The organism is Streptomyces sp. NPDC002851 (assembly GCF_053591935.1).
The window spans coordinates 1-12709 of sequence record NZ_JBSFUT010000024.1; the positions used below are offsets into that span (position 1 = coordinate 1).

At 68.2% G+C, this 12709-nt stretch carries 13 protein-coding genes; 2 read left to right on the forward strand and 11 right to left on the reverse strand.

Translation table 11 applies throughout. The annotated features are described in order from the left end of the window. Positions 1–357: transposase (locus ACWD10_RS24015; protein WP_451094255.1), on the forward strand; the 357-nt coding region annotated here is incomplete at its 5' end. Between the two features lie 474 nt (positions 358–831). Here ACWD10_RS24015 and ACWD10_RS24020 read toward each other — a convergent pair. The 8 genes from ACWD10_RS24020 to ACWD10_RS24055 all read right to left on the reverse strand — a co-directional run bounded on the left by ACWD10_RS24020 (position 832) and on the right by ACWD10_RS24055 (position 8432). Next, entirely contained in the window at positions 832–1305 is a 474-nt protein-coding gene (locus ACWD10_RS24020; RefSeq protein WP_451094257.1) for a hypothetical protein, read from the reverse strand. 203 nt (positions 1306–1508) lie between these two features. Next, a complete protein-coding gene (locus tag ACWD10_RS24025; protein WP_451094259.1) occupies positions 1509–2426 on the reverse strand; it encodes a ribokinase in 918 nt (305 codons plus the stop codon). A 26-nt stretch (positions 2427–2452) separates the two neighbouring features. Next, the gene (locus ACWD10_RS24030) at positions 2453–3358 is read right to left on the reverse strand and encodes a carbohydrate ABC transporter permease (protein WP_451094261.1); all 906 of its coding nucleotides are present in this window, start codon (positions 3356–3358) and stop codon (positions 2453–2455) included. Then, positions 3355–4311 (reverse strand): carbohydrate ABC transporter permease, encoded by a 957-nt coding sequence (locus ACWD10_RS24035; RefSeq protein ID WP_451094263.1) that lies wholly within the window; start codon positions 4309–4311, stop codon positions 3355–3357. Before ACWD10_RS24035 ends, ACWD10_RS24030 begins: the two co-directional genes overlap by 4 nt. Continuing rightward, positions 4308–5669, reverse strand: a complete 1362-nt coding sequence (locus ACWD10_RS24040; RefSeq protein WP_451094265.1) for an ABC transporter substrate-binding protein — start codon at positions 5667–5669, stop codon at positions 4308–4310. The genes ACWD10_RS24035 and ACWD10_RS24040 overlap by 4 nt, the downstream gene beginning before the upstream one ends. A 69-nt stretch (positions 5670–5738) precedes the next feature. Further along, positions 5739–7097 carry an ADP-ribosylglycohydrolase family protein gene (locus tag ACWD10_RS24045; RefSeq protein WP_451094267.1) on the reverse strand — a complete coding sequence of 453 codons (1359 nt, stop codon included), beginning with the start codon at positions 7095–7097 and terminating at the stop codon, positions 5739–5741. Between the two features lie 96 nt (positions 7098–7193). Next, the gene (locus tag ACWD10_RS24050) at positions 7194–8204 is read right to left on the reverse strand and encodes a LacI family DNA-binding transcriptional regulator (protein ID WP_451094269.1); all 1011 of its coding nucleotides are present in this window, start codon (positions 8202–8204) and stop codon (positions 7194–7196) included. 81 nt (positions 8205–8285) lie between these two features. Next, on the reverse strand, positions 8286–8432 hold the full coding sequence (locus tag ACWD10_RS24055; protein WP_451094271.1) for a hypothetical protein: 147 nt from the start codon (positions 8430–8432) through the stop codon (positions 8286–8288). Between the two features lie 84 nt (positions 8433–8516). On the opposite strand from ACWD10_RS24055, the gene ACWD10_RS24060 reads away from it, so the two are divergent. Continuing rightward, on the forward strand, positions 8517–9560 hold the full coding sequence (locus ACWD10_RS24060) for an esterase-like activity of phytase family protein (RefSeq protein ID WP_451094273.1): 1044 nt from the start codon (positions 8517–8519) through the stop codon (positions 9558–9560). A 128-nt stretch (positions 9561–9688) separates the two neighbouring features. Here the strand turns inward: ACWD10_RS24060 and ACWD10_RS24065 are convergent, their stop codons facing one another. The 3 genes from ACWD10_RS24065 to ACWD10_RS24075 form a co-directional block, all read right to left on the reverse strand. Beyond that, complete coding sequence (locus tag ACWD10_RS24065) at positions 9689–10585, reverse strand: SGNH/GDSL hydrolase family protein (RefSeq protein ID WP_451094275.1); 897 nt, start codon at positions 10583–10585, stop codon at positions 9689–9691. Between the two features lie 373 nt (positions 10586–10958). Continuing rightward, the gene (locus tag ACWD10_RS24070; protein WP_451094277.1) at positions 10959–11348 is read right to left on the reverse strand and encodes a hypothetical protein; all 390 of its coding nucleotides are present in this window, start codon (positions 11346–11348) and stop codon (positions 10959–10961) included. A gap of 789 nt (positions 11349–12137) precedes the next feature. Next, entirely contained in the window at positions 12138–12653 is a 516-nt protein-coding gene (locus ACWD10_RS24075) for a DUF6578 domain-containing protein (RefSeq protein WP_451094279.1), read from the reverse strand. Positions 12654–12709: the final 56 nt, after the last annotated feature.

A 12709-nucleotide genomic window follows, 5' to 3' on the forward strand; every position in this document is an offset into this window, starting at 1 on the left:
GTCATGGCCGCACTGCGGGTGCCGCGGCCACTCGGCCGTCCACGGGTACGCCCGGCGGTGGTGCTGGCGGACAAGGCGTACTCCTCGCGCGCCATCCGCCGGCACCTTCGCCGCCGCCATATCCGTGCGGTGATCCCGCAGCCCATCGACCAGATCGCCAAACGCAAACGCCGAGGTCAACAGGGCGGCAGACCACCTGGGTTCGACCGCGACGCCTACCGGCAACGCAACACGGTCGAGCGGTGCATCAACCGACTCAAGCAGTGGCGCGGGATCGCCACCCGCTTCGACAAGACCGCCACCATCTACCAGGCCGGACTCCACATCACCGCCATCTTCCTCTGGGCCGCACCATGATCCGAGAGAAACGGCCTAGATCCCGGCCCCGCCTGCGGCCGCGCACCGTGCGGGGCCGCGCCACCGCCGCGGTCGCCCTGGTCCTCGCCGTCGCCCTGGCGGTGGGGTCGGTGGTGTTGGTGCCTGTGGTGTACGCGGATCTGCGCCAGGACGCCGAGGACACCGCCCGTCAACAGGTCAAAACCGCACCCATGAGGGCTGGGGCTGAAGGAGATCTGTCAGGTCCTGGTGCTGGGAACCGGGCCACGGCATGCTAAGAGGATGCGCGCCAAGCTGAAACGCCTCGTCAGCCGCAGCATCCTCAGCGAACCCGAATCCGGCCTGTTCGCCCTGTCCCGGCCGGCGCCGTCCGCACCAGGCACCGACTCGATGTGAAACCCAACGAAGTCTGGCAAGATGCCCTCTTACACACTTTACCGGGCGGCGTTCCTGGAGCATCTCATCCATGGGCTCAGGCTACGGCCGGGGCATGTGTCAGTCCTCGTACTTTTCGCGGGCGTGGTCGAGTCCGACCCCGTTGTATGAGGTGGCGGCGGCGCATCCTTCGGCGAATGCCCGCTCGGCCTTTGGGTCGTCCATGAACGCCTCTTCGGGGTCGCTTCCGTACTCGGCCTCAGTCGCCGCGTATCCGGCTTCACGCTTGCAGGCGATTTCGGCCACGGCGGCGTCGTGGCTCATGGCGGCCCGCATGGCGTCGTCGCTGCTGTCGCCGTCGATGGGGGCGTCGGGGAGGCTGGCCATTTCTTCTGGCGTGAGGGTGATCTCTTCGCTGTCTTCGAGCATCTTGTCTCCGCGCTTCGCGCCTGCGTCGAACGCCTTGCACGGGTCGCTCGTGCACGCCTTCCGGGACGGTTTCGAGGACGTCTCGGAGGCGGCCTTCTGCGTGCACGCGGTGAGGAGCGCGATGGTCGCGAGTACGACGGCTATGTGTGGGGTGCGTCGTCTCATGCGCGTGAGGATATCGGTCATGCAGCGGGCACCGGCAGGTCGACCGTTGCCCCTGTTCAGCGAAGGTCCAACCGTGACTGCTGGAGACGGTTCTATGCGAGTACGTGACTAGAAGCTCGTCACCCTTGTGGGCCGGGTAAGACACTCCGTCGCTTGCTGACCACAGCGGCCTGCCGGGATACGGGCTGCCATTGGGTGCTGTGTTACGGGTGTAGGTCGGTCAGCGAGATGGTGTCGAGTTCGCCGCGGGTGGGCATGGCCGCCTGTCCGCCGATGCGCCGCACGCTCACGGCGGCGACGTGTGTGGCGAAGGTGGCTGCTTCCACCAGACGGTGGCCGGAAGCCAAGGCGTCGGCCAGTGCACCCGTGAAGCAGTCTCCGGCCCCGGTGGTGTCCACGGCGTCTACCAAAGGGGCGGGCACGAGTCGGCTCTGCGGGCCGTCGACGACGAGTGCTCCGTGGCTGCCCAGCGTGACCACGACGCGACGGCAGGGCAGTTGACGGGCCAGCTTCTCGACCTCCACTGCGGATTCGGGGATCTCGGCGGTGCACAGTTGTGCCAGCTCGCCGCGATTGGGGACCACGACGTCGACGTGCTGCCACAGTTCGGGCGGCAGCTCGGCGACCGGTGCGGGGTTGAGGATGAAGGTGCCCGATGTGCGGCGAGCCGCCTCCAGTACGGTCTCGACGGGGATCTCCAGCTGGGCCACAACGACCTTGGCAGTGTTCAGCCAGTTGCTGGATCGCTGGGCCGCGGCGGCGTCGACGTGGGCGTTGGCGCCCGGCGAGATGACGATGCAGTTCTCTGCGTGCGGGTCGACCAGCACCACCGCTCGGCCTGACGGCCCTGCCACCCGTCGCACGTGTGAGGTGTTGATGCCTTCGGCGGCCAAGGCGGCGAGCAACCGGTCGCCTGCCGTATCGGTGCCCGCCGCTCCGACGAACCCGACGCTGCGGCCGAGCCGGGCCAGCGCCACGGCCTGGTTGGCGCCCTTTCCGCCTGCCAGGCGCTCGACCGCGCCGCCGCGTACGGTCGCTCCGGGCGACGGAAGGTTCTCCACCGGGATGCGGTGGTCTTCGTTGACGCTGCCGATGACGACCACGTCGGGGGGTGGGGTCATGCCCGGTTCGGCTCGTGTGCGGTGGGTCACATGCCCCCCATTCCGGAGCTCGCCAGTCCGTTGATGAACCGGCGCTGCAGCAGCAGGAAGAGGATGAGCATTGGTGCGATCATAATGAATCCGGCCGCGCTGATCAGTGTGAAGTTCTGGGTGAACCCCTGCTGGAAGGTGAAGAACGTCGTTGACAGCGGCATCTTCGAGTCGGTTTGGATCATTGTCACCGCGAACAGGAACTCGTTGTACGCGGACAGGCCCGTGGTGAGCGCCACGGTGAGGATCCCGGGGAGCATGTTGGGGAGCACGATCCGGGCGAAGACGCGCAGCTCGCCGGCTCCGTCCATCCGGGCGGCCTCCTCGATCTCCCGGGGGAGGTGGAGCATAAACGCGCGCAGCAGGAGGGTGGCGAACGGGGAGAACATGCCGCAGTAGATGAGGACGAGTCCGAGACGTGAGTCGTAGAGCCCGGCTTTGGCCCACATGTAGAACAGCGGCACCAGGAACATCTGGGCGGGCAGTGCGCCCACGACGAGCAGGTAGGTCATGAACGCCCCTGCCCCACGTACTCGCAGACGCGCCAGGGCGTAGGCGGCGCAGCTGGCGACGGCGCAGGTGAGGGCGACGGTCCCGATCACGATCTGTACCGAGTTCCACAGGCCCGCGCTCATGTTGGCCTGTGTCCACGCGGTCGTGAAGTTGCTCCATTCCCAGGTCGTGGGCAGCCCGAGGGAGTTGGCCGCGTACTGGTTGTTCGTCTTGAGGGCGTTGAAGAGGAACAGCAGGATGGGGCCGATGGCGAAGATCGCCAGGGCGGTCAGCAGGACGTAGACGGCAGTGCGGCCAGCGGAAAGGCCGCGGCGGCGGTTTGTGGTGGGGGCGGTGGGGCCGCCCGGCGCCTTGGGGGCGGGTGTGTGCGAGGGCGCGGCGACGCTCATGTCTCCCACTTCCTGAGTTTCCGGACGACGAGGTAGATGGTGACCACGACGCCGCTGATGAGTGCCATGACGACGCCCATGGCGCTGGCGTAGCCGCTCTGGAGGTTGGAGAAGGCGTTGCGGTAGAGCACGGTGGAGAGCAGGTCGGTCGAGCCGGCCGGTCCTCCCTGGGTGAGGATGTAGACGTAGTCGAAGGCGAGGAACGACCAGATGACTGTCATCAGTCCGAGGAAGGCGAAGGTCGGGCGGATGGCGGGCAGGGTCACCGAGAAGAACTGTCTGGTCGCCCCGGCGCCGTCCATGGTGGCCGCCTCGTACAGGCTCGGGTCGACCCCCTGCATGGCGGCGAGGAACACGACGACGAGGAATCCCCACCAGGCCCAGTTGTTGACGAACGCCACCGACCACAGGGCCAGTTGCGGGTCGCCGAGCGGGTTGATGCCCAGCAGGTCGCCCACGCCGCTCTGGGGGTCGAGGATGCTGCGCCAGATGGAGGCGTTCACGACGCTGGCGACGATGTACGGGATGAAGTACAGGGTGCGAAACAGCAGGCGGAAGCGGCGGATCCTTGATAGGGCGTAGGCGCCGAAGAGGCCCATGGCCATCGGCACGGTCAGGAAGAAGAGCGTCCAGAGGATGTTGTGCTGCAGGCCCTGGACGAACTCGGGGTCGTGGAACAGGTTCGCGTAGTTGTCGAGACCGACGAAGTTGGCCTTGTTGCTGATGCCGGTCCAGTCGGTGAACGAGTACCAGACCGTGAAGGCGCTCGGGATGAGGACGACGAACAGGTTGAGGATGATCAGCGGCAGTAGGAACAGCCAGCCGGACACCCTGCGATCGCGCAGTCGGGAGGGCAGACCCGAGCGCTGCTTCGGCGAAGCGGGGGCCGGTCGGCGGCCTGGCGTGCGGGGCGAGTGCGTGCCTGTCGCGGGCGAGGGGGTGCGGGTCGTCATGACAGCTCCCCGCCCGGCCTGGGGGCGGTGGGCACGCGGCCCTTGGCCCTCTCCGCTGTGAAGCGGGACTCGATGCCCTCGCAGTACTTCTTCGCGGTCATCTGGCCGGTGATGACGTTCTCGAAGTAGTCGATCATGTATGTCTCGGTCTGCTGAGGGAAGAACGTCCAGGTGGTGTAGCCGATGGATGTCGCGGCCGACAGCTCGGAGTACAGGCGTACGATGCGCTGGTCCGCGCGTGCGGAGAAGTCGGAGCTGTCGATGTGGACGGGGGACGGGGGGAAGTTCGCCTGCTCGACGCCGGCGATGATCGTCTTGAGGTCGGTGGTGAGGAAGTTGAGGTAGTCGGCGGCCGCGGCGGTGTCGGAGAAGTTCGTGTTGACGCCGGCGGACTGTCCGATCGCCAGGTCCCAGACGACTGAGGGGACCTCGTCACCCAGGGAGGGGACGGTCGTCCAGTCCCAGGTGGCGTCGTTGCCCGCGTCCTTGCCGAAGTACGACGACAGGTTCGGGAATTCCCATGAGCCCGAGAGCATCGCTGCTGCCTTCCCCGTGGCCAGCTGCTGGTAGACCGTGGGGAAGCTGTTCGTGAAGTAGAGGTCGACGCCCCCGCCGAACCATCCCTTCTTGAAGTACGACGCCAGGCGTTCGATCGCGTCTACGAAGACCGGGTCGGTCCACTTCGTCTCCCCAGTGAGGGCGGAGTGCACCGCCTCGGGGCCCGCGCCATGGTTGAGTCCAATGCCGACGAACCACTCGTTGGCGCCCTGGTAGTCCGCGTTGCCCGCGGCGAGGGGAACGTAGCCCTTCCCTTTCATTTCGGTGCAGAAGTTCTCGAACTCCTCGCGCGTGGCGGGCGCGTTGAGGCCGAGCTTGTCGAGCGTGGCCGGATTGACGTAGAAGACCATGGTCTCGTACGAGGTGGGCAGGGTCACGAGCTTTCCGTCGACCTCGGAGGCGGCCAGCGCCCAGGGCGCGAACTTCTCCCGCCACCGGTACTGGCGCTCGTACGGCGCGAGGTCGGCGAGATACCCGGCGGAGGAGTAGGCGGCCACGAAACTCGACGGTCCAGGCGTGACGATGATCGACGGTCCTTGGCCGGCGGCCAGTGCGGTCTGGGTCAGACGGTCGATCGTGCTGTGTGATCTCGGGCTGAACCGGACCGGGTACTTGCCGCGGTAGCCCTCGGCGAAGTGCTTGCGGAAGTAGGCGTTCTGCTGTGCGTCGGCAAGGTTGTTCCAGATCGTGATGACGTCGCCGGACTCCTGGGGATCTGTTGGTACGCACGCGCCGAGGAGCGCGACCGTACCGAGAGCACCGCCGGCTCTCAGGAGCTGGCGGCGGGTAACCGTGGCCATCCTCATCTCCTCATCTGCGTTGATCGAGGGTGTGTTGACCGGGGCCTGCCGGGCAGGCCCCGGAGCCGTTCAGCCGGTCTGGGCGAAGCGCACGGTGCGGGCGGCCAGGTCGGAGATGACGGAGTTGTCGAACCCGAACAGCGCCGAGCGGGTCCGGTCCTGCAGGGGTTCGATCAGATGGCGCGGGAGCGCCGCACTGCCGGCGAGGATGCCGGCGACCGAGCCGACGGTCGCCCCGTTGGAATCGGTGTCCCAGCCGCTCATGACGGCCTTGCCGACGGCACTCGTGTAGTCGCCGTCCGACCACAGCAGGGCCGCGGCGATGGCGGCGGCGTTGTTGATGGTATGGACCCACGAGTAGTGGCCGTAGGCGGAGCGGATCTCGTCCAGCGCCACTTCCCAACTCGTGCCGGCCGCCCGCAGCCCAACGACGTGGCTGATGGCCTCGTGCAGGCGCGAGCGCGGCGGAACGACACTCAGCGAGGCGGCCACCGCCTCAGCGGCATCCGAGGCGGTGAAGGCACTCGCGACCAGGGCGGCGGCCCACATCTCCCCGTACACGCCATTGCCGGTGTGGGAGAGCGCGGCGTCCTGGTAAGCGAGCGCGGCAGCCGCCCACGGGTCGCCCGCGTTCACGTAGCCGAACACATCACCGCGGATCAGCGCGCCGATCCACTCGCGATACGGGTTGCGGAACCGGGCGACCTGCGGAACCCGCAGCCCGTTGACGAGGTTGACATAGGCCGCCCGCTCGGCGGTGAAGATCTGCCGCAGCGGGAACAGCGCCGTCCAGGCCTCGCCGACCTGCTCCGGGCGCAGCGCTCGACCGTGCGTCTCCAGCAGGTGCAGCGCGAGGATCGGGTAGTCGATGTCGTCGTCGCGCGCGGATCCCTTCACACGGCCGCGCGTGGTCTCGGGCCAGTTCTCCCGGAACTCGAACCCCTCCGGCATCGGGTCGAGGACCGGGAAGTAGTCCGTGAGCGGGTACGCGTCCGCGAGCGTCAGGTAGTCGCGAATGCGCTCGACGGTCCAGTTCTCCCCCCACTCGACCGGCTTGCCGAGGTTGCAGCCGGCGATACGTCCCAGCCACGCCGCGTGCACCTGGTCGCCGTAGCGCTTGGGGTCCACCGCGACAGCAGGTGAGGGGGCCACGGCGGCGCGGATGTCCGCAAGCGTCTCGGGCTCCTCGTATGCCCAGCCCGGCAGGCGCTCACTGTCGCCCATCGCGTCGACCAGGGCGAGCACCGCGGCGCGGTCTTCTGGATCGGTGGCGTTCGCGGCGCGCACCACGTCGTCGACGTCGTACCCGCTCTCGCGACGCTGGGCCACCTCGTCCGCAAGAAGGTCTTTCGGCAGGCAGGCGTCGAAGGTGCTGTTGCGGTACGCCATGCCGAGCTCGGCTGCGGAGCGGGCTGGGGTTTGGGTCATGAGCGGGTGGATCCTTCTCTTCCGTGGTCGTGCAAATCGATTTGCACTCGAGGTGGAGGTGACCGGCCTACCTCAGGACCGGCTTCTGGGCCGGCGTCAGGCCGACTGTCTGACGACCAGACGGGTGGGGAGAACGGTTCGCTTGTACGGCACGCCGGGACCGTTCTCGACGCGCCACAGGATGGTGCGGGCGCAGGCGTCCCCCACCGCCGCAGCGGGGTTGACGACCGTGGTCAGGCGGGGGGTGACGAGATCTGCCGTCTCGATGTCGTCGAACCCGATGACCGCGACGTCCTCGGGGACCCTCAACCCGGCCCTGCGCGCGGCCTCCATGGCGCCGATCGCGATCAGATCATTGCCGCAGAGTATGGCCCGGGGACGATCGGGACGGCGCAGCAGCCGCGCTGCCGCCGTCGCACCGCCGTCGCGCGTGAGCGGCCCGTACTCTGTCCATTGCTCCGGCACGCCCAGCCCGGCGGCGGCAACGGCTTCCCGGAATGCGGACAGCCGCAGCGGTCCGGCGGCCGCGCCCGGCGGTCCGGCGATGAACCCGACCTCGCGCACGTCCTGTTGCGCTAGATGGCGGACGGCCTCGGTGAGGCCGGTGACGTCGTCGGTCAGCACCCGGTCGGCGGGCACGTCACCGGCGTCGGCCGTGGTGAGCACGAGCGGCATCGTCGGGCCCGCGATCTCCCGCACCTCCGCGCCGGAGAGCGCCATGGGCTGCATGACCACGCCGTCGACGCCGCGGGCCACCATTTCCTCGAGAAGCCTGCGCTCCGTGCCGGCGTCGCCGTCGGTGTTGCCGATGAAGGAGACGTAGCCCTCGGCGGCCAGTACGTCATGAATGGCGCGAGCGACAGCCGGATAGTAGGGGTTCGCGATGTCGACGAGCAGCAGAGCCACTGACTGCGTCTTCTGGCTGCGCAGGCCCTTCGCCACCAGGTTGGGGCGGTAGTTCTGCTGCTCGATGGCCTCCAGGATCCGCTTGCGCGTCTCCTCGGAGACGGCCCGCTTACCGCTGAGGGCATGGGAGACGGTGGTGCGGCTGACGCCGACAGCGGCGGCCACACTCGCGATGCTGGGGCGGTCGGGCTGTCTCGGCACCGCGTCACCTCCTCGACCACGTGATGCAAATCGTTTTGCATCGCTTGGGGCGTCACCTTAGCCGGGCGATGCGCCGCCCTGTCAACCCACATGTGTCCGCCACGCGTAGTGGTCGTGAACGCCCGTCTCCTGGCGTACGTCCGCGCGGGAGCCCGCCGCGAACACGGCCGTCTCGTCGAACGCCCCAACTGATCCACAGGTCTTGACGATTACCCGTTCGACGACCATGTTCTTCCCGGCGGGCCGCTGTCGTTCTGACCCCACCGCTGCCCATGCCGCATCCAGTTGCACCGACCCAGGGAGACTTCTTTCATGTCCATGCGCGCCCTTGGTGCAGCTGCCGCTACCGCGGTCGTGTTCGGGAGCGTCCTTGTGACGCCAAGTGCCGCGCGTACTCCCGACGGCGGGGCCTGCTCGTCGTCCGTCGCCATCGACGGTTACTCGGACGCCCTCGACAAGACCGAATTCCAGGGCGTGTTCGTGGGGAACCTGTCCGCCCTTGCCACCGACGCGGGCGGCAGGACGCTGGCCCTGTCCGACCGCTCCCAGCTGTTCTCGCTCGACGCGGACAGTCTCCGGCCCCGTGGTGTCGTGCGCCTCGCGGACGAGAGCGGGGAAGGCCTGGACGCCGAGGGACTGGCCGTCAACCGTGACGGGACCCGACTGGTCGCCTCCGAGAGCGAGCCCTCCATCCGCCAATACCGCCGTAACGGCGCCCTTGCCGCAAGCCTGCCCGTGCCGGATGCCCTGCGGGTCGCGCCCGTGGGCCGCGCGGTGGAGAACCAGACGTTCGAGGGGCTCACTCTCAAGCCGGGCGGGCGCACCCTCGTCGCCGCCATGGAGGGACCGCTCGGCGGAGACGGCGCGGGCATCGTGAGGCTGCAGACCTGGAGCCGGGATGACCGAACCCGCGACTTCCAACTCGCAGCGCAGTACGGCTACCGCACGGATGCCGATCTCGGGGTCAGCGAGACGGCCGCCACACCGGACGGGAGGCTCCTCGTCCTGGAGCGGGGGTTCACCGCAGGGGTCGGCAATACCGTCCGTCTCTACCTCGCCGACACACGCCGGGCCACCGACGTGAGCGACGTCGAGCATCTCAGCGGTCAGGAAGGAGTCGACCTGGTGCACAAGACGCTCCTCGCCGACCTCGTGGACTGCCCGTCCCTCGGCGCCCCCGCCAAGCAGCCCCAGCCCAATCCCCTCCTCGACAACATCGAAGCGATGGCCGTCACGGGACGCACCTCCGACGGAGGCCTCTGCCTCCTCCTGGCGAGCGACGACAACGAAAACGCGAAGCAGATCACCCGCTTCTACCACCTGACCGTACGGACGCCCGCCCAGCTTGATCGTTGACGTCAAGGGTCGACCGCGCCCTTGAACTTGATCACTCGCAGGGGTAACTGCCGTACGCGCAGGCGACCTTCGCCCGACCGGCTTTCCCGCGGCGCCGCGACGACCGGCGGGACCGAGCCCCGGACCCGTCAGCGCAGGGCGGCGGTGACCGCGTCGGCCATGGCCTGCTGGCCTCGCGCGTTGGGGTGGATGGGCTGTGCGGGCTGATGCGGCGTAATCCCCTCGATCCAGCGCTCCCAGGGGACCTGACAGATGTCGTGCCCGATGCTCGGGGTGTAGGTGTCCACGTAGGTGGCCCCTGACTGCTGCGCGGTAGCGGCGAGCAGGGAGTTGAGCTCCTTGATCCGGTCCCGCAGGAACGCCGCGTCGTTGACGGTGATCGGCTGCTTGAACAGGCAGTCCATGTGGTCCTCGGGCAGCACGGCCGGATAACCGACGAGAAGCACCTTCGCCTCGGGTGCGCGCTCACGGATCTGTGTCACCGCCGATGCGATCGCTGGAGCCACGGCGTCGATACGGTCGGACAGAGTGTTTCCGTAGCTCTTCGAGCAAGGCGCACCGGCAGGGTCGGTGGCTGCCAAGGCGACGCACTTGACGAGCACTTCGGCCATGCCGAGATCGCCGGCGCCCAGATCGTTACCACCGATGGTGAGGGTGACCAGCTTGGTCTGTGCGGTGACGGCGTTCAGCTGCGGGTCGTTGACCTTGCCGACCACGGGATAGGTCTGGAGCTCGGTCATGTGCTTGATCTTGGCGCCCGCACAGGTGACATCGCGTACGTCGGTGATGTCGGCCTTGGCCGCCACGAGGCGCGGGTAGTTGCGGTCGGAGCGCGCACACAACCCGGCGCTCTGGTCGGGAACACCGGCGCCCGCCGCGTAGGAGTCGCCCAGGGCCACATACAGCCCTGCGGGCTCTTCGGCCGCGGCTGCCGGGGCGGCACCGACAGCGAACGGGACGGCGACGGCGGCGGCAAGCCCGGCGCGCATCGCTGATGCGCGGATGGCCGAATTCCATTTCGGCATACGGGAGTTACCAGCGAACACAGCTTCTCCTGTCACTTGGGGGGTGGCTGAAACTGCCTCTTACCTCTGGTTAGCCAGGAGAATGACGCGTGTTACCGGCAGGTACAACTGGCGGGTAGGTCACGTTTCGGTCACCTGTTGCGGTGTTACGCGGGTGATACGCAACTGCCGGTCTGTTGTGATGCCGGGGTGATGACGCCGACGCCGACAGCCCGCGGCTGGCGTGCCTGATACCGGGTGGACGAAGGGGCTGCCAACTGCTGCGGCTATCGCCATCGGACCTCAATGTCTCTCAGAAGGCGTTATGGGGTTTGATGTCTGTCGTACGTTTGGTGCGAGCTACGGCTCGGTGCTCGTGGGGTTGGGTTCGGGGTTACGGGCGGGGCTGGGCGACCAGGCCGGGCTCGGCGAGGATCCCGCGGCTGACCAGGCATTTGAGCTTGGAGCGGGTGCCTTCGGTGTGCTTGGGCAGCAGGGTCAGGCACAGGTCGCGGGCGCGCAGCGGCCCGTCCTCATCGGCGAAGACAGCCATAATCTGCTGGTAGGCGGGGTGCTCGGGCAGCTCGGGTGCCGGCTGGGCCGGTAGTTCGAGGTCGGGTTCGTCGGCGAGGGCGAGAACCGTCTTGCGGGTGATCCGCAGGTGTTCGAAGGTGCCCCCATCGCCAGTCGGGCCCGCGCCGCCCTGCGGGTAGTACGCGATGCACCGTCCCTCCGTGCAGACTCCGGCGCTTTCGGCGGCTGTCCTTACCGCGATCGGCGGCATGAGACCGGTCGGACAGGCTGCGCAGGCACAGAAGGTAGGACGAGGGCAGCGGACGCGAGCGTGACGGGCGGGACGTCGAGCACCAGGCGCACGGGCACGCGCGTACGCGCGTGGTGTTGCGGGTAGAGGGCGACCAGTTTGAGGACGTAGGGAGGGTGGAGGGCCGATGGTGAACGCCACAATGTGCAGCTTCCCCGGCTGCGGGAACGCCGCGCTTGCTGTGCCGTACGCGGATAGGCGTCTGTGCGGCGCCTGTATGCACCGGATACGGACCCAGGACCAACGGGCGCAGGACCGACGGGCGCGGGAAGAGCAGGTGCGGGAGGTCGTGGAAGAAGGTCGGGTGCAGCGGAGGGCGAAGGAAGACGCGAAAAGGGCCCGGAGTCGCGCCGCATCCCCGGCCCGGCAGGAGGCGGCGCGACTCCGGGCCGTTGAGACACTGCGCACCGAACCCGCACCGCCGAAGAAGACGGCCCACACGCCGCCGCGGCCTTTGCGTGAGCGCGCGCCGGGATGGTGGGAGATCAACGACCGCTAGTGACGGCGAGCAATAAGAGGAGTTATGAGGCTTGATGCCCGTTACAGGTTTGGCGTGGGGTAAGACTTGCTGCTCGTGGGATTGGGTGTGGGTTACGGGCGGGGCTGGGCGAACGCGGATGCCTTCGGTGTGCTGCTCATAACGCCGTCTAATAGATTGCTGGTGGCGGGGGCGGGAGTCTCTCGGTGAGGACTGGCCGTTGGCGACTGCGGCCAGCGTCAACTCGGGGTAGGCGTCCAGCGGCGCTGTACCTATCGCCGTCGGCGACCGCGGCGCTGGGGCCAGCCCAGGGCGACGGACTCCAGCGTGATGAGCCAGCCGTCCAGGCCGTACCGCCCGCCGCGCGGCACGTCCGGACTGATGTCCCTGGCCGCGGAGTCCTCGACGGCATGCAGCCACAACTGCCCTGGCACGGGAGCGAACGAACGTAACCCGGGCGGGTCCTCCCGCCGGCGCAAGGCCACCGTGTGGATCGCGCCGATGCGCGCGGTGACCCGCTCGGGCTCGCCGCCGATCGCGCCGTGCCAGCACACCTGCACCATCCCGTACAGCCGTGCCCCCTTGGGCGGGGAGACAGACTCCCGCTCCACGGCCGTGCGGCGCAGCGCGGGCAGCTCGTCCGGGGTGAGCTCGGTGAGATGATCCCGCCAGGTGGTCCGCCGGTCCGTGTCCAGGTCCATCAGAGCGAGCTCCCAGGCCACCTCGTCCCCGACCCGGAATGGCTGCCCGCAGCAGGCGTGCTCCCATTCCTCGTAGAACGCCTCCATTTGCTCCGCCCCTCTGGTCAGGGCGACCCTGCCGGATCGTCCGTCGTGTATCCATT

What these genes read in the sequence shown, in the direction of transcription:
- ACWD10_RS24030 (WP_451094261.1), bottom strand. Translation starts at nt 3,358, where the DNA reads ATGAGCGTCGCCGCGCCCTCGCACACACCCGCCCCCAAGGCGCCGGGC.
- ACWD10_RS24035 (WP_451094263.1), bottom strand. Translation starts at nt 4,311, where the DNA reads ATGACGACCCGCACCCCCTCGCCCGCGACAGGCACGCACTCGCCCCGC.
- ACWD10_RS24065 (WP_451094275.1), bottom strand. Translation starts at nt 10,585, where the DNA reads ATGCCGAAATGGAATTCGGCCATCCGCGCATCAGCGATGCGCGCCGGG.
- ACWD10_RS24075 (WP_451094279.1), bottom strand. Translation starts at nt 12,653, where the DNA reads ATGGAGGCGTTCTACGAGGAATGGGAGCACGCCTGCTGCGGGCAGCCA.
- ACWD10_RS24025 (WP_451094259.1), bottom strand. Translation starts at nt 2,426, where the DNA reads ATGACCCCACCCCCCGACGTGGTCGTCATCGGCAGCGTCAACGAAGAC.
- ACWD10_RS24045 (WP_451094267.1), bottom strand. Translation starts at nt 7,097, where the DNA reads ATGACCCAAACCCCAGCCCGCTCCGCAGCCGAGCTCGGCATGGCGTAC.
- ACWD10_RS24020 (WP_451094257.1), bottom strand. Translation starts at nt 1,305, where the DNA reads ATGAGACGACGCACCCCACACATAGCCGTCGTACTCGCGACCATCGCG.
- ACWD10_RS24070 (WP_451094277.1), bottom strand. Translation starts at nt 11,348, where the DNA reads ATGCCGCCGATCGCGGTAAGGACAGCCGCCGAAAGCGCCGGAGTCTGC.
- ACWD10_RS24055 (WP_451094271.1), bottom strand. Translation starts at nt 8,432, where the DNA reads ATGGTCGTCGAACGGGTAATCGTCAAGACCTGTGGATCAGTTGGGGCG.
- ACWD10_RS24060 (WP_451094273.1), top strand. Translation starts at nt 8,517, where the DNA reads ATGTCCATGCGCGCCCTTGGTGCAGCTGCCGCTACCGCGGTCGTGTTC.
- ACWD10_RS24040 (WP_451094265.1), bottom strand. Translation starts at nt 5,669, where the DNA reads ATGGCCACGGTTACCCGCCGCCAGCTCCTGAGAGCCGGCGGTGCTCTC.